The 20379-nt window shown below is 61.3% G+C and carries 18 protein-coding genes and 2 pseudogenes; 7 read left to right on the top strand and 13 right to left on the bottom strand.

Translation table 11 applies throughout. The features are described from left to right. Positions 1–4: 4 nt before the first annotated feature. Positions 5–1282, bottom strand: a complete 1278-nt coding sequence (locus tag FAZ95_RS29660; protein WP_137336004.1) for an MFS transporter — start codon at positions 1280–1282, stop codon at positions 5–7. A 143-nt stretch (positions 1283–1425) separates the two neighbouring features. Between FAZ95_RS29660 and FAZ95_RS29655 the strand changes: the two genes are divergently transcribed. Next, positions 1426–2337: a LysR family transcriptional regulator gene (locus FAZ95_RS29655; protein ID WP_137336003.1), complete on the top strand. Its 912-nt coding sequence runs from the start codon at positions 1426–1428 to the stop codon at positions 2335–2337. A 45-nt stretch (positions 2338–2382) separates the two neighbouring features. Here the strand turns inward: FAZ95_RS29655 and FAZ95_RS29650 are convergent, their stop codons facing one another. The 5 genes from FAZ95_RS29650 to FAZ95_RS29630 all read right to left on the bottom strand — a co-directional run bounded on the left by FAZ95_RS29650 (position 2383) and on the right by FAZ95_RS29630 (position 8222). Next, positions 2383–3399 (bottom strand): FUSC family protein, encoded by a 1017-nt coding sequence (locus FAZ95_RS29650; protein ID WP_137336002.1) that lies wholly within the window; start codon positions 3397–3399, stop codon positions 2383–2385. Between the two features lie 158 nt (positions 3400–3557). Further along, positions 3558–5282, bottom strand: coding sequence for a ubiquinone-dependent pyruvate dehydrogenase (gene poxB, locus FAZ95_RS29645; RefSeq protein ID WP_137336001.1), 1725 nt, complete (start codon positions 5280–5282; stop codon positions 3558–3560). Between the two features lie 361 nt (positions 5283–5643). Next, a complete protein-coding gene (locus tag FAZ95_RS29640) occupies positions 5644–6645 on the bottom strand; it encodes an NADP-dependent oxidoreductase (protein ID WP_137337667.1) in 1002 nt (333 codons plus the stop codon). Between the two features lie 49 nt (positions 6646–6694). After that, the gene (locus FAZ95_RS29635) at positions 6695–7504 is read right to left on the bottom strand and encodes an oxidoreductase (protein ID WP_137337666.1); all 810 of its coding nucleotides are present in this window, start codon (positions 7502–7504) and stop codon (positions 6695–6697) included. A 109-nt stretch (positions 7505–7613) separates the two neighbouring features. Further along, positions 7614–8222 (bottom strand): TetR/AcrR family transcriptional regulator, encoded by a 609-nt coding sequence (locus tag FAZ95_RS29630; protein WP_137336000.1) that lies wholly within the window; start codon positions 8220–8222, stop codon positions 7614–7616. Between the two features lie 516 nt (positions 8223–8738). Here FAZ95_RS29630 and FAZ95_RS29625 point away from each other — a divergent pair. Then, positions 8739–9554, top strand: coding sequence for a formate/nitrite transporter family protein (locus FAZ95_RS29625; RefSeq protein WP_137335999.1), 816 nt, complete (start codon positions 8739–8741; stop codon positions 9552–9554). 134 nt (positions 9555–9688) lie between these two features. Here FAZ95_RS29625 and FAZ95_RS29620 read toward each other — a convergent pair whose 3' ends face one another. The 3 genes from FAZ95_RS29620 to FAZ95_RS29610 all read right to left on the bottom strand — a co-directional run bounded on the left by FAZ95_RS29620 (position 9689) and on the right by FAZ95_RS29610 (position 12458). Then, the gene (locus tag FAZ95_RS29620) at positions 9689–10906 is read right to left on the bottom strand and encodes an NAD(P)/FAD-dependent oxidoreductase (protein ID WP_137335998.1); all 1218 of its coding nucleotides are present in this window, start codon (positions 10904–10906) and stop codon (positions 9689–9691) included. Positions 10907–11072: 166 nt separating this feature from the next. Then, positions 11073–11687, bottom strand: coding sequence for a glutathione S-transferase family protein (locus FAZ95_RS29615; protein ID WP_254700339.1), 615 nt, complete (start codon positions 11685–11687; stop codon positions 11073–11075). A gap of 30 nt (positions 11688–11717) precedes the next feature. Continuing rightward, positions 11718–12458, bottom strand: a complete 741-nt coding sequence (locus tag FAZ95_RS29610) for an SDR family NAD(P)-dependent oxidoreductase (RefSeq protein ID WP_137335997.1) — start codon at positions 12456–12458, stop codon at positions 11718–11720. Positions 12459–12716: 258 nt separating this feature from the next. Between FAZ95_RS29610 and FAZ95_RS29605 the strand changes: the two genes are divergently transcribed. Then, positions 12717–13649 (top strand): LysR family transcriptional regulator, encoded by a 933-nt coding sequence (locus tag FAZ95_RS29605; protein WP_137335996.1) that lies wholly within the window; start codon positions 12717–12719, stop codon positions 13647–13649. Between the two features lie 164 nt (positions 13650–13813). Beyond that, positions 13814–13984 (top strand): annotated as a pseudogene (locus tag FAZ95_RS29600) (oxidoreductase); the annotation flags it as partial. 29 nt (positions 13985–14013) lie between these two features. Here FAZ95_RS29600 and FAZ95_RS29595 read toward each other — a convergent pair. Then, positions 14014–14769, bottom strand: coding sequence for an SDR family oxidoreductase (locus tag FAZ95_RS29595; RefSeq protein WP_137335995.1), 756 nt, complete (start codon positions 14767–14769; stop codon positions 14014–14016). 70 nt (positions 14770–14839) lie between these two features. Then, complete coding sequence (locus tag FAZ95_RS29590; RefSeq protein WP_137335994.1) at positions 14840–15817, bottom strand: quinone oxidoreductase family protein; 978 nt, start codon at positions 15815–15817, stop codon at positions 14840–14842. A 103-nt stretch (positions 15818–15920) separates the two neighbouring features. Here FAZ95_RS29590 and FAZ95_RS29585 point away from each other — a divergent pair, with 103 nt between their 5' ends. After that, positions 15921–16514: a TetR/AcrR family transcriptional regulator gene (locus tag FAZ95_RS29585; RefSeq protein WP_137335993.1), complete on the top strand. Its 594-nt coding sequence runs from the start codon at positions 15921–15923 to the stop codon at positions 16512–16514. 10 nt (positions 16515–16524) lie between these two features. Here FAZ95_RS29585 and FAZ95_RS29580 read toward each other — a convergent pair. Further along, positions 16525–16837, bottom strand: a pseudogene (locus tag FAZ95_RS29580) (NAD(P)-dependent oxidoreductase); the annotation flags it as partial. Positions 16838–16871: 34 nt separating this feature from the next. Next, complete coding sequence (locus FAZ95_RS29575) at positions 16872–18158, bottom strand: MFS transporter (protein WP_137335992.1); 1287 nt, start codon at positions 18156–18158, stop codon at positions 16872–16874. 96 nt (positions 18159–18254) lie between these two features. On the opposite strand from FAZ95_RS29575, the gene FAZ95_RS29570 reads away from it, so the two are divergent. Beyond that, on the top strand, positions 18255–19172 hold the full coding sequence (locus FAZ95_RS29570; RefSeq protein ID WP_137335991.1) for a LysR family transcriptional regulator: 918 nt from the start codon (positions 18255–18257) through the stop codon (positions 19170–19172). 256 nt (positions 19173–19428) lie between these two features. Next, positions 19429–20139, top strand: a complete 711-nt coding sequence (locus FAZ95_RS29565; protein ID WP_137335990.1) for a hypothetical protein — start codon at positions 19429–19431, stop codon at positions 20137–20139. The last annotated feature ends 240 nt before the right edge of the window (positions 20140–20379 follow it).

The following is a 20379-nucleotide window of genomic DNA, read 5'->3' as shown; positions in this document are numbered from 1 at the left end:
AGGCTCACGCGTTCGCGCGAGCTCGCGGCCCGGTCTCACGCAGGAACAGTGCAAGGACGATTGCAAGCACGATGCCGCCGAGCAGCCACACGCTTGTCGTGCGGAACACTGTCAGGTTCATTGGGCCGCCATTCGCGACGTGGGCGAGCAGCTTGCCGTATGCGGGCGTGAGCAAGGCGCTAAATGCAAACACCAGGAAGTTGATCGCTCCGGTCGCGCTGCCCTTCACGTTGTCGGAATTGACTTCCTTGATCACGGTGTAAGGCAGCATAGCCGCACCCGAGCCAATGCCGAGCAGGAGGCCGAGCACGTAAGGCGGCGCCACGCCTGCCGGCAGATAGAAAATGCCAGCGCCCGATACAAGCATTAGCAGCGCGCCGCCGATCAGCACCGGCTTGCGGCGGCCCAGTTGGTCAGACAGGTAGCCGAGCAGCGGGCAGCCGATCACCCAGCCGAGCGGCACCATGCTGGCGCGGTTGACGGCCTCGGCATAGCTGACATCGAGACCATGGCGGAGGAACGCAATGCCCCAGATCATGTCGCCGATCGTGGTCGGCACGAACAGCAGGCCAGCACAGAGACCGCAGAGATACGACTGTGGGTTGGACAGCACCTCTTTGTATGGCGCGAACATCTTCACCCACGAGCCCTGACTTGCGGGGCTATCGTCGTGGCCTGCCGGCGTCGCAATGAACACCAGTACTGCAATCACAAAGATGACGACGCCGGACAGCCACCAGAACTGCTGCCACGTGATAAGGCTGTGAATCAGACGACCGACGGCGAACTGGCCGCCAAAGCCGCCCAGCATGCCGAAGCACTGTGTGAAGCCGACTGCCGTCGCGAGATAGCGCGACGGAAAGCCGTGCGTGGCGAGATACACCGCCCCGATAAATGCGCACGCCGAGCCAGCACCTTGCAGCAAGCGGCCGATCTCTGCAGTCTGCACGGTGCCTATGCCGAACAGTGCTGCCCCGACGGCAACGAGAACGATGCCAACTGGAATAATAGCCTTGCCGCCAAGCCGGTCGAGCGCCGCCCCGACGACGATCGAAAATACTGCGTAGCTGTAGTAGTACAGGCCAACGAGCGCGCTCACCCCCACCACATCGCGGGCGAACGCCGCGCTCAGCTCGGGCATCATCACGCCCGGCGCGGAACGCAGCGCGTACTGCATAAAGTAGAACGCGACGCACAAGATCCACGCGATCACAAATCCAATGTGTATGGATTCGCGTTCTGATGCATGGTTTGCAGTTGTGCTCGCGACATTGCTGGACATGATTCGATCTCCTATAGATGGCGTCGTCCTGTACGCACTTACGTATCAGCACCACGGGTTTTAGTATCTATTGGTCCGGCAGATCGTCCAATATATCGACGGTAGCAATTTCGATATCATTCAGTAAATAGCTGAGGTGCCCCATGGAGCTTCGACATCTGAGGTATTTCGTTGTAGTGGCCGAGGAACGGCACTTCACGCGCGCTGCGGAGCGCCTCGGTATCGGGCAGCCACCGCTGAGTCTGCAAATCCAGCGGCTCGAGCGCGAATTGGGTGCGACGCTGTTTCGCCGTTTGTCGCGGGGTGTCGAACTGACCGATGCCGGTACGCTGTTGCTGGACAGTGCACGGCATATCCTCGCCTTGGTGGATCGCACATGTACGGACGTGCAGCGGCTATCCCGCGGCGAGATCGGTCACTTGCGTGTCGGTTTTGCAGGCGCTACCTACTTCCAACCGCTCGTGCCGGCCATCATTCGCGAATACCGTATCCGGCGTCCCGATGTCGTGCTGTCGCCGGAGCAAAGCAATACGCCGTCACTGGTGGAAGGGCTGGTGGAGGGACGCGTCGATGCCGCATTCATCCGGCCACCCATCATGGCCGCCGATGAACTGGAAGTTGAATTGCTCGTAAGGGAGGACATGGTGGTGGTGCTGCCGCACAACCATCCGCTCGCGAGAGCCGGCGCGGCGGTATCGCTGTCCGCGCTCGCGGAGGAGACGTTCCTTCTGTTCCCCCGTGCAGTCGGCGCGGGTCTGTATGACGCGATTACGTCAGCTTGTCAGCGTGCGGGCTTTCTTCCGAGGCTCGGCCAGGAGGCGCCGCAGATCGTGTCTATCGCACCGCTGGTCGGAGCCGGCTTCGGCGTATCGATTGTCCCGCGCTCAACGACTCAAATAAAGACGGACGAAGTGGTGTATCTGCCGATTGCGGGGAATGCGCCCAAGGCGCCGATAAGCCTTGCGTGGCGACGCCATAACCCTTCGCCAGTTGTGCGCCTTTTTCTGGCGGTAGCCCGGGAGATGGCACGGGAGTGGCGCAAGACTCAGCGGTGACAGAATCGGTCCCGATGAACATCACTCGATATGTCGGGACCTGAGTCAGCCATAGGTACGGTTGCCGCCGAGCGAGCCGGCAATCAGATGGGTCCCCAAGACGAAGACGATGCCGATTACGCTACCGACGACGACGTCTATCGCCCGATAGTCGGCCAAGAAAACGGCGTGCCCCGCAACAATGATTGTGACGGCATGTAGAGCGCATCTCGTACCGAACGCAATGACATACCTGTTGAAAGCGACGAGCGTCAACACGGTGGCGGCTGTCAGTACATCGAAGAACACCGGCGCGTGGGGCATGAAGATTCCGACCAGAATCCCTGCAGGAACGCCAACGATTGCGCCGGTCATCCGGTCTTTCCATTTGGCGCGCGCCGTCGCGACATCACCCGTGACAACGCTGGCCGCCGACCACACCAGCCATTGTGCGAAGTGAAAGTGAATGCCTTGCCATTCGACGAGCGACGCCGCCACGCCGACGGCTAGGGCAGCGGCGACAATCCCTTCGAAACATCCAGGCGCCGGCGCTTCAGTCACCTGCCGAAGCGTGAGCCAACCACCGCCGGCCGATCTGCCCGCTAACTGCTTCGAAAGCCGGGACGCGCTCGAGGCGAGGATGACGGGAATCGCTGAACAAAGGAGATACGGAAGCACCTTCAGGCCGAGCTGCCCTAATCGACCTCCGTTGGCATTGTCCGCCAATGCACAGGCAATGTAGAGGACAGGAATGAAAGTGAAGCTACCGGTCCAGCGCATGCTGGGCCCTGCGGCAGTGAGAGCCACGCAGACGATGGCGAGCAGGACGGACGCCATCACGAACGTCTCCGGTCTTCCAAGCGACAGGATCATGGCCAGGACGCCGAACCCTATTGCGAGCGTATGCAGCAGCACGCCAACCGGTGCAAGGCGCGAGCGTTCCGCGGCAATGAAGACGGACACCGTCACGATCTCAGCGCGAAACCACATTGGATCGCCTGTCACGAGTCCCGCGATGAAAATCGGCGCAAGCAGTACGGCGCCACGCGACAGCATCCGGATATTGATTAGTTCGTTGAACATACAGGTGGAACTGCGGGTGCCTGGCCAGAGTTGTCAGCGATCAAATGCCATGCCCTCGCACCCGAAAAATCGGCGCCAGCAATATGGCGCCGCGCGTAGGCATCCTGACGTTGATCAGATTATTGAACATGCGCTGGGCATTTCGCGAATGTCAGACATCAGCGGCGGAGGTTGGTCTTCGCCAGTTCAATCACTTCGTCGCCCCTGCCGTTGATGATGGCCTTGAGCATGTACAAACTGAAGCCTTTGGCCTGTTCCAGCTTGATGGCTGGCGGCATCACCAGTTCCTGCTTGGCGGTCACCACATCCACCAGGACCGGGCCATCGTGCGCAAACGCCTTGCGGAGCGCCGGGCCGAGGTCTTCGGAATGTTCAACTCGCAGACCGAGCACCCCCATCGCATTCGCCATCGCGGAAAAGTCGGGATTCCGCAGGTCGGTGGATGTATCGAGGTAGCCGTTTGCCTTCATTTCCATGGCGACGAAGCCCAGCGACGCGTTGTCGTAGACGATGACCTTCACCGGCAGCCCAAGCTGCACCAGCGAGATGAAATCGCCCATCAACATCGAGAAGCCGCCGTCACCCGACAGCGAAACGACCTGCCGCCCAGGGAATGCAGCCTGCGCACCGAGCGCCTGCGGCATGGCGTTGGCCATCGACCCATGATTGAACGAACCCAGCAGGCGGCGGCGTCCATTCATGGTCAGGTAGCGCGCCGCCCACACCGTGGGCGTACCGACATCGGCGGTAAAGATCGCGTCATCGTCGGCCAGTTCGCTCACCAGACGGGTCAGGTACTGCGGATGAATCGGCCGACCTGGCGCCGATGGCACCGCGAGATCATCAAGCCCTTCGCGCGCCTGTTGGTAATGCTTCAGCGAGGCGTCGAGAAACTGCCGGTTGGTCTTACGCTGCAGCCGTGGCAGTAGCGCGTCGATCGTCTCCGCAACGCCTCCCAGGATTCCCAGGTCCAGCTGCGCGCGGCGGCCCAGCGCGTCCGGGTCGATATCGACCTGTACGATCTTCGCCTGGCTAGGGTAGAAGTGCCGATACGGAAAATCGGTGCCCAGCATCAGCAGCACATCGCAGTTCAGCATGGCCTGATAACCGGAGCTGAATCCGATGAGCCCGGTCATCCCGACGTCGAACGGGTTGTCCCATTCGACATGCTCCTTTCCGCGCAATGCATGCACCACGGGCGCGCCGAGCTTGTCGGCAAGCGCGACGACTTCGTCGTGGGCGCCCTCGCAGCCGCTGCCGCACAGCAGCGTGATTGCCTCCGAGCCGTCGAGCAGCGCGGCAAGGTCATCGAGGCTGCGCTCATCGGGCAACACTTGCGCCGGCGCGGGCGGGGACCAGCGCGACGCGGGCCCCACCGCCTGCTGCAACGCGACGTCCCCCGGAATCACGACCACGGCCACACCGCGTTTGAGGATTGCCGTGCGCATGGCGCGATGCAGGACCTGCGGCATCTGTGCCGGATTGGTGACCAGTTCGACGAAGTGGCTGCACTCCTTGAACAATTCCTGCGGGTGGGTTTCCTGGAAGTAGTTCAGCCCGATCTCGGACGACGGAATGTGCGCCGCGATGGCCAGCACCGGCACGTGGTTGCGGTGGGCATCGAACAATCCGTTGATCAAGTGAAGGTTGCCCGGTCCGCAGCTTCCCGCGCAGACCGCGAGCTCGCCGGTGGCAGCGGCATCGGCCCCGGCGGCGAATGCCGCGACTTCCTCGTGGCGCACGTGCATCCATTCGATGGTCTTCATCCGGCGTAGCGCATCGCTCAAGCCGTTGAGGCTGTCGCCAGTCACGCCCCAGATACGCTGGACGCCGGCCTGTTCCAGGGTCTTTGCCAGTTGGTCGGCCAAAGTTGTGTCAGCCATGTCGTTCTCTCGTGAGTTAGTTGCGGTGAGAGAAGTATCTGGCAACGGGGAAGCCGTTCCAATATATTGAAACTGGCAATTTCGATACCTTTTGGTGAATAACAGGAAGAGTCCGATGGAGCTGAGGTCATTGCAACACCAAGGTTACGCGCCTCCCCTCAGAGCGCTATTGTTGCAGCAGGTGTCTACCCCCTGCCAGACGCCGCGCCACCGCCGATGAAGGACCCAGCGCGCAAGCGCCCGTTAGCGGTGCAAGCGCGGCTCCTACGCTGACAACGGACGGTGACGTTCCACGTCGGAAGAACTTCACGTCGAGCAAGCGCCGTTGCCTCTGCGAGGAAATACACAGAGATCCCTCCTTCTATCGGATCTTGATGACAACCTTACCCTTTGCACGTCCTGTTTCGACGTAAGCCAAAGCCTCTCGCGTTGATTCAAACGGGAAAATCCGATCGATCACAGGCGTTATCGCGCCTGCGTCGACGAGCTTGGCGATCTGGGCTAGTTGGTCTCCATCGGCACGCATAAAGAGGAATGAATAGCCGACGCCGCGACGTCTCGCCGCCTTTCGGATGCGATAGCTTAGAAATCGCATCACCGTTTTCAGGAACCAGGAGGCACTCATCTGCTTAGCAAAATCAGGATCGGGAGGACCGGCGATCCCGATGAGCTCGCCACCCGGCTTGAGCACTTGCAGTGATTTTTCGAGTGTATTTCCGCCCTGCGTATCCAGCACCACGTCGCAATCTTTCAATACAGCGGCAAAGTCGTCTTTCTTGTAATCGATGACGATATCCGCACCGAGCTGCTTCATCAATCCGGCATTCGCGGCGCTCGCTGTCGTCGCGACGGTCGCGCCCAGATGCTTCGCCAGTTGAATAGCAAAGGTGCCAACGCCACCCGAGCCGGCGTGTATGAGCACCTTCTGCCCTTTCTTCAGTTGCGCTCGTTCGACCAGCGCCTGCCACGCAGTCAAGCCCACCAATGGGATTGAAGCCGCTTCTTCCATACTGAGCCCTTTGGGCTTGATCGCCACTGCGTCTTCTTTGATCGCGATAAGCTCCGCGAAGGTGCCGATCCGATCTTTTGGCGGTCGCGCATTTACCTCATCGCCCGGCTTGAATCGCCGCACGCGCGATCCGACGCGGACAATGACCCCGGCAAGGTCATTGCCCAAAATCAGCGGCAAACGATAGGGCAAAATCAGCTTGAACTCTCCATCCCTGATCTTTGAATCGAGCGGGTTCACGCCAGCGGCGTGAATCTGGATCAATACGTCATCCTCACGCAGTTCCGGAACCGGCATATCGCCGGCTCGTACGCCATTCTTGCGTCCATATCGATCGACGACGAATGCCTTCATCATGATTCGTTGTTCCTTGTCAGTTTCTCGGTGCGTGAAGTAATACTGTCTACGTTGCCAGCCGCAGATCTTTGCGGATGCCGGCGTCCACCAGACCCACAGGCGCAAATCTGCTTAGCAATCGCAGACGGCCGGCGAGTCCGCCCGCGGCATAGCGGAGTTTCGGGCGAGCTGAGAGAGCGGCCTGCAGCACAGTCTCAGCCACGACCTCCGGACCGTCAGCGCCCTCGACCACCTCCTTGACTCGCTTACCTACGGCCGCGCGCACATCGCGGTACGCGTCGAGGGGGGCGTCGGGCGCCATGAAGTTCGCGTCGAACGGCGTCTTGATGTAGGCAGGCTCAATGACCGATACGCGGATGCCCATCATGCGCAACTCGTGGTCGAGCGACTCCGAATAAGCTGCAACCGCGTGCTTGGTGGCTGAATACAGCGCCATATAGGGCATGGGTAAGAATCCCAGGACAGAGCCGATGTTGATGATGCGGCCACTACCTTGTCGCCGCATATGGGGCAGCACGGCGCGGGTCATGCGGATCATCCCGAAGAAGTTCGTATCGAAGATCGCACGGGCCTGGTCAAGCGAACTTTCTTCGGCAGCCGCAGGGGCGATGCCGAAGCCAGCGTTGTTCACCAGCAGGTCGATGCGGCCGTGTAAACGCAGTACTTCCTTGACGGCTGCTTCGACTGATGCTTCGCAAGTCACATCCAGCGGCAGCATCTCGAACGTCAACTGACCGGCTTCCGCACCGCGCCGGCTGGTGCCGTAGACCTTGTGCCCGGCCTCGGCAAGGCGGTTTGCCGTTGCTTCGCCAATGCCTGATGAGGCGCCCGTAACGAGGGCTATTCCGCTTTTCATCATGTCCTTCCGGTAGTGTGGAATGTGTTTACATCGAGCGTTTGTTTCGACAAAAATATGATAATCATCATATTTTCAATCCAACAAAAAGCACACCGAGCAAGCGGATTTACTCATTAGCGGGTGCGAATTTTTTTAATGCGGCTTCAAGAAAACTGTCCGACAACTTGGGGTCGTCGACAGCACGCGCCAGCACCATGGTGCCGACCATAGTGGCAACGGTAATAAGTGCCTGCTCATGCGCGCCCGGCTGGCCCCAATCGGGTAGCTGGCGCGCAATGACATCGATCATCTCCTTGATACGGCGGGTGGCCGCGCGCCGCACGACCGGCGCCTGGCGCGGCATCTCCGAGCCAAGGGCGGAGACCGGACAGCCCGTTTCTATGGCTTCACGGTGCTCCTTCGACAGATAGGCGCGCACCATCGACGGCAATGCCTGCTCCGGCGGCACGGAGGCGGCGATCTGCTCCGACAGGGCCACGGCCTCAGCACCGGCACGGTCAGCCGCTTCGGCAAGCAGCGCCTCACGCGATGGAAAGTGCGCATAGAAGCCGCCATGTGTCAGGCCGGCCTCCTTCATGATGTCGGCTACTCCCGTCCCGTCGTAGCCGCTGCGGCGAATTGCGCGCGCGGCAACCTCGACGATGCGCTCGTGTGTGATTTCCTTACGGCTGGCCGCTTTTCGATTGAATGATGATTTTTGCATGATGCTCATCATATCTCACTTCCGCACAAGTTGCTGAACGGAACAATCTCGATGGAGATCAAGGCTTCCACCAGGCAGCGCCAGTATGCGTAACGCTCTTCAAGACACGAGCCCGAACTCGGTGTTTCAGGGCGGTGGTCTTCGTAGGTATGGCCGTCGCGCGCTTCCGGCGCTAACACCCGTGAGGACAGGAACTGACGACCCCTCGTTGGGCGAACTCTGGCGTGGCCGCTTTGCCTTGCGGATTCAATCGGTGGATGCAACACACTAAAGGCTGCATCTCAGCACCGAATTTGCACATCGTCCCTCACTGCCCGCGGTAGGTGTTGCTACCCGCAGCTAACCGCCAAATCACAAATCTGAAATCAGGAAGCGGCCGCATGTGCACAGACGCCCTGCGGCAAAAGATAACGCGCTTGTAATGCGGGAGTCATCGCGGGGACAGCCGTCGCGGCAAAGAATAAAGCCAGGCTCAGTTTGCCCCAACACCTCCCGGTCAGCGGAGGTGCATCTCTATGTGGAGCAGCCATGTACGCAGAAAGTATCGACAAGTTCGCAAAGGTGGGTGCACACAAAGCATCGGCTGTCCAACGCTCGCCACTGGTGTTTCTGATTGGTGCAGCCATGGCCGGAGCCTATATTGGCTTCGGCGACATTCTCATGTTCTCGGTTGGCGCGCACGTTGACCCAGCCTACGTGCATCTCGTGATGGGCGCCGTATTCGCATGCGCCCTTACCATCGTTGTGTTTGCCGGGTCCGATCTATTCACGGGAACGGCCATGTACATGCCGTTTGCCGTATTGAAAGGCGAGACGGGAATCGGGGGCATGCTGGTCGTGTGGGTGACCTGCTGGATTGGAAATCTTCTAGGCGCCATTGTGCTGGCTGCCATACTGCACGCTGCAGGCGGCGGGGTTCTATTGACCGACGGTTCAGAGGCGTTCTTCAAGGCCGTGGAGGCAAAGATGTCTGCAGCGGATCTCCCTCTGTTCGCGAAGGGCCTCCTTTGCAACTGGCTGGTCTGCCTCGCGATCTGGATGGCCGCGCGTACGACGAACGACGCAGCGAAGCTCGGACTGATCTTCTGGCCGATATTCGCATTTGTCGCAAGCGGCTTCGAGCACAGCGTCGCAAACATGTTTGCGTTCGCGCTTGCATTGATGGCAGATCACCCGGCCTCAATCACGCTCGCAGGGGCGATCCACAATGAATTCTTCGTGACTGCGGGCAATCTGGCGGGCGGAGCTATCTTCATGGGCCTTGGATACTGGCTACAGGAAGGCGGTATCGGCCATGCCTCTCAGGCGAGCGTGCGAGCATCGGAGCGCGCCGGAACTCATTGATCGAGAAACGCCAGCTGCGCCATTGATGACGGCTCCATACCTTGAGAATGGGACGTCCCAAGCGATGAAACGACCGTCGCGTCTTGGTCGCACTCGGAAGCTCGGCGTCAGACTGGAATGCGTCGATGCTTAAGTCATCTCGCACCGTAGAAATGACGGTACTGCCACGCAGCCTGCCTGATCAACTCGTCGTCGGGCCACAGGCCGGTGCCAAATCTGTCTATCGAAAGAGGCGCCAGATCGATAGGAGGCGCACCGTCGACGATCCACGCGGCAAGCGCTTCCCCCAGTGCCGGCGCAATGGAGAGTCCCGCGACATTGCAACCGCTCGCGAAGTAAAACCCCCGAATGGCGGGCGCGGGTCCGACGATGTGCTGGCCATCGGCCGTCATCGTCGGCAGCCCGCCACGATGCTCGCGGACCCCTGCCTTCAGAAGAACCGGAAGCTGAGCTTCAACGTCCCGAGCGTAGTGCCAGAGAACCTTGGCATCGAGCGACAGATCCTTCATGTCAAAGTTGGCGTCGAAGCCACTCATGTCGAAGAATCTCGGATTTTCCTCGTAGACGCCCCAGAGAAATCCTCCGTCGCAGGGTCTCATATACACCGCAGCATCCATAATTCGGATCATCGGCAATTCGGCTCGGGCATCGGACACTGGCTCGGTGACGAACAATTGCTGCGCTGTCGTAACAAGAGGAACTCGAATTCCGCTGGCTTCGGCGATTTGTCGCGTCCAGGCGCCGGCTGCATCAACGACGATGGGGGTTCGTATGCGGCCGCTCGAGGTGTCGACCCCGCTCACCTCGCCGTCTGAAATCAGGATGCGCGTAACCGCCGTGTTCGGCAGTACCACTGCGCCGTTTGCCTGCGCAGCACGAGCGAAGCCGACGGCCAGTTGAGCGGGATTGAAATACATGTCGTCGTCGATGCGCATCACTGCAACGACTCCCGTCGTTTGAAGAAACGGGTTGAGCCCGTGGGCCGCGTCGAAGGACACTTCCTCCACGCCCAGGTCGTGGCGCCGGCCGCGCAGGATGTCTTCCTGAATGACCTCGGCATCCTCCGGTCGGCGCGCGACCTTGAGGCTGCCCGACTGCACCCAATCCAGAGGCTGACCGGTGTCCGCAGAGAATTGCCTGATCTTGGCAGCCGCCAGCTTGATCAGGTCGATCATCAAGTCGCCCTTGCGCATGCAACTGACCATGCCAGCCGCTCGCGGAGAGGTTTGCGAGCCGATTTCGAGCCGCTCGAGCAGTGCGACCCGGTGGGTGCCCCGCTTTGCCAGGTAGTAGGCTGTCGCCGCTCCAAGCCCGCCAGAGCCAATGACGATCACATCTGCGGAATCGAGCATCGCCGCTTCTCCTGTCTATCACGCCGCCCTAGCCGTCAAGCGAAGGGCGCTCGAGCTATGGTATACCTCGGGGCAAAAAAGGAAGCGGCCGCGAGCTAACCGAGATTCAAATTCGTCCGCTCGTGGTTGCGCCATGCCGCAACCACGACTCGGCCATACAAAGTGCTTAGAAGTGCGGAACAGTAGATGCGAAGGCGTCGATCTTCATCGCGCGCTCGGTAAGCGCCGCCAGGCGAGGAAAATTCTTTGCGGTGACGTGATCGGGAAGGATAAACATGGACGCCGCCTGATAGCAGATGGCCGTCATGATATCGGCCTGACCGAACTTGTCGTTCACGAGCCAGCCGTCTCCGGTCTCCTTTTCGAGCAAGGTCAACCCGATGATCACCTGTTCCGCGAGGCCCTCGAACACGGATTGCAGTTGATGCTCTTTCGGACGAAGGGTTTCGTCGAATAGGGAGCTGAGCTTCGGGTAGATGTTCATGCCGATTCCCAGGAGCTGCAACGCCCTGAAACGCGCCGGACCTGACGGCGGGATGAGCGCCTTCTCGGGCCCGGCCATCTCATGCAACACGTCGATGATGCCGCTGCTATCGATCATGGTTTCGCCGTTATCGAAAACAAGCGCCGGCACCTTACCCATCGGGCTGTAGCGACGAACCTCGTCTTTATCGGTGTAGGCGTTGAGGTCGAGATGCTCGAAAGGAATGCCGAGCAGTTTCATCGTGATCGCAGTCCGGCGCGTAAATCCAGAAAGCCAAGGGCCAACAAGCTTCATCATTTTCTCCATGTTGTGGCAAGTGTCAAAGCATCAGAACTGTTCTTTGAACGGGCGGAGGTCCAGCTCCTGCGTCCAGGCGGATGGATGCTGGAGATGGAGCTGCCAATAAGCCTCGGCGATCGCCTGGGTATTGAGCATGCCGTTCTCCCCCACCTGCTCGAAGGCACCAGGAAACAGCGAACGCACCCGGTCACCGTCGATCGCGCCGTCGACGACGACGTGCGCGACATGAATACCCTGTGGTCCGAACTCTCGCGCCATGCTTTGCGAGATCATTCGCAGACCCGCCTTGCTCGCAGCGAAATGGGCAAAACCAGGCATGCCGCGAAGCGCCCCCGTGGCCCCGGTGAAGAAGACGGAACCGCGACCGAGCGGCACCAAACGCCGCGCCGCCTCACGGCCCACCAGAAAGCCTCCAAGCGTGTTCATCCGCCAGAAATCCTCGAACGTCGAGGCATCCATCTGCCGGAAGTCGATCTTCAGGTTCTTGCCGGCGTTATAGGTGACCAGGTCGGCGGGAGCGCCATCGTCGTCGTGGGTCATTGCGGCATCGAACAGCCTAATTACATCCTCTTCCCGCGTTGTGTCGATGGCATAGGCAGTCGCGCGGCCACCGTTTCTCCGGATCGTGGCAGCAACCTTCTCCACTTTCTCGAGCGTGCGTCCGGCGACCAGGACGTGACGATTGTTGGCCGCGTAGCAACGGCTTATCGCCGCTCCAAGACCATCCTCGGCACCGACACCCACGACTACTGCCTTGGCAACTGACATAAAGCCCTCCTTTTCCTCGATTGGCGGCTGGGCCACCCGGCCCAACCGAAAAGACAATGTCGATCACAAGGGCAGCGGCAGAGCCGCTTGGAGCACGAGTGACCTGCTTGGTCCAATCGAAGCGCCGTTTAAGTTCGTCAACGATTGCGATGGGTGAACAATACCTAGCGCGTGCAAAGGGATAAACCGCTGCTACGATTCCACATTATTTCTTCCGTGAAACAATGCAGGCCGGTTGGGAAAGCGAGGAGACCGATCGTGGACAAGTTTCAGGCCATGCAGGCGTTCATTCGAGTGGTCGAAAGCGGGACCTTCACCAAAGCTGCTCAGATGCTCGATATACCCAAGACGGCGGTCACCCGTCTGATCGCGTCGCTCGAAGTCGAGTTGGGCACGAAGCTGCTCAACCGGACGACACGCAAGGTGTCGACGACAGCGGATGGCGCCGCGTACTACGAGCGCGCACTGCAGTTGATGAGCGATCTCGCAGAGCTCGAGGGCTCGATGTCGCGTGCGAAGAGCAGCCCGCGAGGACGCCTGCGTGTCGATCTGCCTGTGCCGTTAGGTCTGTCCGTGATCCTTCCTGCGTTACCCGCGTTCATCGGGCGTTATCCGGACATTGAGTTCGAGTTCGGACTCAGCGACCGCCCGGTCGACCTCATCGCAGAGAACGTCGACTGCGTCGTGCGCGCGGGCGAGATCTTCGATCAATCGCTCGTGGCGCGACAGATCGGCGCCGTCAAGCAGATTCTGTGTGCGACGCCGGCGTACTGGGACAAGCACGGGCGGCCTTCGCATCCCTCGGACCTCGAGCATGGCCATGTCGTCATCCGAACCATCGCTTCCCGAACCAACCGGCCCTTTCCGATTGTGGTAACAAAAGATCGTGAACGCGTGGAAGTGCAGAATCGGCGCGGACTCACCTCGAACGACATCATGGCGTGTCTGACCATGAGCCTCGCCGGTCTCGGCGTCGTACACGCGTTGACGTTTACGGCCGCTGCACACCTTCGAAGCGGCGCGCTCGAAGCCGTCCTGAACGACTGGGCATCGGATTCCGTTCCCGTTTTCGTCGCGTATCAGCCAAACCGGCACTTGAGCACGAAGGTTCGCGTGTTCATCGACTGGCTCGCCGCACTGTTTGCGAGCAATGAATCGACTGCGAAGAGCCAGCGCAGCGCGAAGACGTAGCGGATGTCCACCTCGGCAACGCCGCCGACCAGGGTTGATCGGCCTCGAACGTCTGCTTCGCCGTTGGCACATGCCGTTGACTGGGACTCGGATCATGACGACCTCTTCGCGACGCGTGAGATCAGCTCATCCACCCTAAGGAGGCGGAGAAGATCGTTGCGAACGGTCAGGCGGATCTCGTCGCGATTGCCCGAGGGATGCTGTACAACCCCCGCTGGGGCTGGCACGCGGCAGCCAAACTCGGTGCGCATGTCGACGCGCCGCCGCAATACTGGCGGGCGCCTCCCCAGGAACACGCGTCGCTCTTCGGCGACATCGCGCACGGCGCGCGCTAGTCGTCGGTCTACCAACGCGCTACTACGGGCTAGCTGCCAGGTCTCGTTTTCGCGGCTGGCCATCCACCGGAGAAGTCGACGATCGCACCGGTCAAAAACCGGGACTGCGTTGATGCCAGGTATCTGATCAGATCACCGACTTCGTCCGGACGACCGAGCCGTCCTGTGGGTACCTCCGACCTAACGTAATCTCTGCCGGCGGAATCGTCGATGAAGATCGCACGAGGATAGTAGGCCTCGCTGTAGAGGAAGTTCGGCGCCACTGCGTTCACGGCAACATTGAGCGGGGCAAGTTCGACGGAGAACGAGCGAACGAGCGCGTTTGCGGCAGCCCTTGCCGCATCGGGGATTGCCCCACCATACATCGGAAGATGGGTCCGACATGACGTGACCATGACGACGTTTCCGCCGCCCTGCGCCTTGAAATAGGGAATCGCAGCCCTGAGGAGTGCGAACGGACGAATCACGAGTTTCTCGAGTGTCTGCCTCATGTCGTCCAGCGATGCTTCGGGCGATGGCCGATGTATCGCGGGAAAGTGGTCATTGCTGACAATGGCATCGACACGTCCTGAAGAGCGCCATGCGGCTTCCACGAGCAACTCGGGCGTATCGGCATTCACCCGCTCTGCTCCGGGATGCGTGGTCGCAAACTTCGTCCAGGTGTTCTCGTCGGTGTAGACGTCATCGTGAACGAGAACGCGGAAGCCCGCTTCCAGCAGCGCGGTCACTGCGGGAGGGCCCGCGTAGTCCGAGGCGTTCGTTACGAGCGCAACCTTCTGTTCCATTGCCAGCTCCTGTTCCTGGGCTGATCAAACAGCGTCCTAGACTTGCCATCTTACCGTCGAGTCTATGACCTCATGGTTGCATCGCTAAAACGACTTTGCCAAACGGCCGATCCTCTATCAGGTGACGCAAGGCTTCGCCTGCTTCGGCGAGGGGGAAGACCCGTTCGACGATCGGCTTGACTGATCCGCTTACGATCAACGGGATGATGTCCCGCCACGCAGTGGCGATCGTGGCCGGTGACTGGGCGAACAGGGAAAAGCCAGCCATCCACGCGCGTTTCCAGATCAGGTCTGTGACATCGATCGTGGTTCTGCGGCCAGCGGAGTAGCCCAATGTGATCAGGACGCCGCCGGGAGCCAGGCTGCTCAACGCCTCGCTCGTCACGGTGCCGCCGATGCTCTCGATAACGATATCGACGCCCTTGCCGTCCGTTATCCGGTGAATGCCGTCGGCGAGACCTTCTGCGCTTAGGTCGACCACGTGCTGGAAGCCAAGCTCGCGAGCCCGGGCGGCTTTCGCCGCACTGCCGGCCGTCGAAAGCACCTTGCCGGCGCCCTTCGCCCGTGCAAGCTGATAGGTCGCGTTGCCGACCGACCCGCCGATCCCGGAAGCCAACACCGTCATGCCCGGCTTGAATCCGGCCAGTGCCAGCGTGATCTGCGCCGTCAGATAGGCCACTGGAAGGCTGGCCGCGACTACGTCGTCGATCGCGTCGGGGACGAGCGCCAGCTCATCGGGTCTTACCAGCAACCATTCCTGCCACGCGCCATTCTCACGAACACCGTAGGGTCCTGTGAACATCACGCGGCTGCCGACCGCAAGTCCTGAGTCGCCCGCATCCTCGATGACACCGACACCCTCATTGCCGAGCACCAGCGGCGACTCGGCGCGAGGGTGTCCGCCCGACAGGACGGTGTATTCGAGCGGCGTGACGCCAGCGGCCGTCACGCGAACCAGCACCCGGTCCTTCCTCGGTTGCGGCTTGGATAGTTCGATCTGCCGCAATCCGCCATAGCCCGAAAAGGTTTCCGCTTCGATCACACGCATGGATAGAGTCCTATAAAGTGACAAACCTGTAAGTTACTTTTATACTAGGTACAGATCTGTTACTTTGTCAAACAGATAATCCGAATGAAAGGAGTTGGCGGACATGAAAGCAGAAGTCCGACCCCGGCGGGGAGCCCCGCGAAAGGGCGAAGTCAGCGCACGTGAGCGTATCCTCGCGACGGCAAGCGTTCTGTTCTACCGCGAAGGCATCCGTGCCATCGGCATCGACACGGTCGTCGAGCAATCTGGGGTGTCGAAGACGAGCCTCTATCGCGTGTTCGATTCCAAGGACGCTTTGATCTGCGCCTTCGCCGCCGAGAAAGATCAATTGTTCTGGGCGTGGTGGGATGGCGTTGAAGAGAAGCACGCTGAAGACCCGCGCGCCCTGTTGGACGCGCTGCTATCTGGAATTGCGAAACGGATTGCGCATCCCGCCTTTCGTGGCTGCCCCTTTCTTAACCTGGCGACGGAGTTTCCCGACGACAACCATCCTGGCCGGGTTATCGCCCGAAACAACAAGGAGGAATTGCGGGCGAGGCTTGCGACGATCGTTGCAAGGCTGGGCGTCAGGGATCCCAAGCGCACGGCCTCTCAGATAATGCTGATCATCAACGGCGCATACGTCACCGGTTTGATAGCGGGATCGCGGGATTTGAGGGGCGACCTCATCGACGCTGCAACGAAATTGTTGGTCTAGTCGAACGCGCTCATTTGCCCGAATCGGTTCTTGCCTCGAATGCGTGGACGACGGCCGCCATATCGGACTGCCCATGCCCCAACGCCAGCGCCTCGCCGTATAGCGCGTAGCAGGCATCTAGCAGTGGCGACGCGACCCCGCCTCTTTTGGCCGCTTCTGCAATCAATCGATTGTTATCCAGCACATTGGTGATCGACGCCTGCACTTCTTCGAAGTCACGTGTCACCAGCTTGAGGATTTTCACGCGCGAGCTTCATGAGAAGTCCATTTGGAACCGGGCCGCACACCATCGTCTGCTGGCACATTGGGTCGAGCAGAGAGCGGAACGGGAGGAGCTCGCGTCGAAGACGCTCGGCATCACAGCCGGACATCATCGCGCGTTTGCGGCCCCACGCGCCGCAGCACAAACGCAAGGCCCGTGAAGCCAAATCCGATTGCGCACACACCAGGCCATCCTGCAGACGTCCATGCAAGCCCAGCGAGCATCGCGCCCAGCGCGCCGCCGACGAAGAACGCGCCGACGAAAAGCCCGTTGAGCCTGCCGCGCGCGCTCGCGCTCAACAGGTTGATCGCGCGCCGGCCGAGCGTCTGGTCCGTCACGACGCCGGCATCCAGCGCGATGGCGCCTGCCGCGAGCAGGCAGATGGCGACCGCTCGGTGCGCCCCCGGCGAGAATCCCAGCCAGCCGGCGCCGGCGGCCCCGATCACGAGCCACGCGGCAAGCATCGTCACGTGGCCGGCGAACAAGACTTGGCGCCCAATCCCGCGGTCGCCGGCGCGGCCCGCGAACGGCGTCACGACCACCCCGCCCGCCCCCGCCAGCGCGAACAGCGCGAGGTCGTTCATCCCGAAGCCAAATGGCGGCTGGCCGAGCCGCAGCCCGATGGCGGTCCAGAACGCGCTGAATGCGCCCATCACGAGCGAGGCCGACAGCGCGTTCTGCTGCAGCACCGGTTCGACGCGCAGCAGCGTCACGAGCGAGCCCAGCAGCGCCGGGTAAGTCGTCTCAACTGCGGGCTTGCGCATCGGCAAGCGGGCCTGCAGCACGACCAGGAGGATCGCGTCGACGAGTGCCGCAATCAGGTAGAACGACCGCCAGCCAGCCAATCCCGTGACCAGACTGGCGGCGGGACGCGAGAGCAGGATCCCGAGCATGAGGCCGCTCATCACGTTGCCGACCGCGCGCCCGCGATGATGCGCGGGCGCCATCGACGCCGCCATCGGCACCAGCATCTGGATGACGCTCGACGTGGCGCCGGCGAGAAACGACGCGAGCAAAAAGACCGTGCCCGAATGCGCGAGCGCCGCGGTCGCGAGGCACGCCGCGCAGCATCCGAGCACGCAGACGATCAACCGCCGGTTCTCGACGAGATCGCAAAGCGGCACGAGCAGCACGAGGCCGGCCGCATAGCCGAGCTGGGGAAGCGTCGCCGCGAGCCCCGTGAGGCCCGGCGCCAGGTGCAGGCTGCGGCTGATCGGCCCGGTCAGCGGCTGCGCGGCAAAGAGATTCATCACGATCACGCCGACCGCTGCCGCAAAGAACACGGTCATCGGGCCAGTCAGCGCGGACGGCGCGTCGTCGGCGGCAACGGAGCGTTCGGGGGCGGCGGCCTCGCACTTGCGCGTGTTCACGGAACTGCTCATCGGGCTGGCTCTCGATCAAACGAATTGAGCCAAGCGTAATGGTGCGCAGACTATGCCACAATTGAAATATGATGATAGTCAATATGCGGAGATGTTATGAACACGCGGGATCTGGAGGCGTTTGTCGCGGTGGTCGAGAGTGGTTCGATGGTCCGCGCGGCGCAGAAGCTGCACCTGACGCAGCCCGGCCTGACGCGTCGGATGCAAAGCCTGGAGACGCTGCTGGGCGTCGAGCTGCTCGATCGTCAAAGCAAGCCGCTTAAGCCGACCCGCGCCGGCGACGAGGTCTACACGCTCGCGCGATCGGCACTGCGGGCCGTGGACGACCTGCTCGCGATCGCGTCGTCCGACATCGTATCGACCGGCGAATTCCGAATCGGCGTGCCGCCGTTCCTCTCCGAGCTCGCACTCGAGAAGCCGATCGACCGGTTGCGCGCCGCGTTTTCGAAGCTGACGCTGCGCGTCACGTCCGGCTGGTCGCCGGGGCTCATCCAGGACGTCGAGCGCGGTGTGCTGGATGCGGCGGTCGTGCTGATGCCTGACACCTTCTCGATGCCGGACACGCTGCATGCGACGTCGCTCGCGTTCCGGCCGACCGTGGTCGTCGCGGCGCACTCGCTCGGGCTGTCCGGCAAGCCCTTCACGCTGGCCGAGCTCTCGCGCTACGACTGGGTGCTGAACCAGGACGGCTGCGGATTCCGCTCGGCGCTGAGCCGGGCGCTCGCCGCGGCCGGGCTGCCGTTCAGTGTCGCCGTCGAGGCGTTTGGTGCGGACCTGCAACTGTCGCTCGTCGTGCGCGGGCTCGGGATCGGGCTCGTCTCACCCGACAAGCTCGCGCGCTCGCCGTATCGGGACGAGCTCGACGTCGTCGACACCGTCGATTTTCGCGCGGGCCTGACCGTATGGTTCATCCACGGCTCGCTGCCGGGACGGCTAATGCGGCCCGCGCAGCTGTTGCGCGATGCGATCGCCGACGTGCTCGCGCAGGAGGGCATCGCGCTACCCGCGGGGTGAGGCGGGTGGGCTATCCGCCCGCCTCGCGAGCGGCCGTATCGCGCACTCGTTCTCTCCAGCGGGCGCACTCCGCTGTTTCCGCGCCGAATGGAAATCGGCACCGCATCGTGAACCCAAACGCAGGTAACAGTTCTCCCAGCCGTTTCACTGCGCCCCATTGGATTGATCCCTGTTAAGACTTCAAGTTGGACGCTGCTTGTCCTAGCATGAACAATGTGCCCGCGCAGATCGCAGCAGGGTACGAAGGACGCTGAACATGAACCCGAACGACTGGCGACTTCAGGGGATCGACCCGAGCACGCGTCTGCGAGCCCCCCGCGCTGCTGCCGTCGCCGGCATCCTGTTTTCTGTCTTACTGATTACCGGCCTTCTGCTGCTGCGGCGTTCTGTTCCGGTTGGCCCCCTGGAAGCGGGCCAGTGGCTTCGAGAAAGTTCGGGTACGGTAGCTGTTGCGCTCAACCTGGTGCCGTTTGCCGGCATTGCCTTTCTCTGGTTCATTGGCGTGCTGCGGGATCGCCTCGGAGATCGCGAGGATCGCTTCTTTGCTACTGTGTTCATGGGAAGTGGCCTCCTGTTCCTGGCGATGCTGTTTGCCGCTGCCGCGTTCGTCGGTGGAATTGTGGCCGCGTATCGCATTGGGTTCGATCGACTTCCCGGCTCGGTCACGTTCACCGTCGCGCGAGAGTTCGCCAACGAAGCCATGAATATTTACGCGGTCCGCATGGCCGCAGTATTCACGGCGGCCACCAGTACACTTGCGCTTCGTACTGGGTTTGTTTCGCGTTGGATTGCGTTTATTGGATACGCCACCGCGCTCGCGTTGCTCGTTGCTGGCCACTACATAGATTGGATCGTGCTTGTTTTCCCGATCTGGATTCTCCTTCTCAGCCTCCACATCCTGGTCGACAATTTCCGCGTATCGCCGAAGGTCGGCGCAAGTGGGTCTGCCAGGAAAGGCGACGCTTGATTCGTTGATCCGGGGGGAACGCTGGCGGCAGACTGCGTCAACTGACTCGGGCGCTCAGAACTGCTAGCTTTCCGTCTGCGGGATCGTATTGACGATCATCGAGAATAGTTTGCCGAGATCGTCTTCAAATTTTACCCCGTCGAACGGATCACGATTTGCTCCAAAGGCGGCGTCGATTTCCGCCCATCAACGGCTGGGAGGGCATGGAGGCCCATAATCTCAGCGCCCGTCGACTGCATA

Origin of the sequence: Trinickia violacea, assembly GCF_005280735.1 — a bacterium.
GTDB classification, from domain to species: domain Bacteria; phylum Pseudomonadota; class Gammaproteobacteria; order Burkholderiales; family Burkholderiaceae; genus Trinickia_A; species Trinickia_A violacea.
The sequence above is the reverse complement of the archived record's forward strand: the minus strand, read 5'-3'. Positions and strand labels throughout refer to the sequence as shown.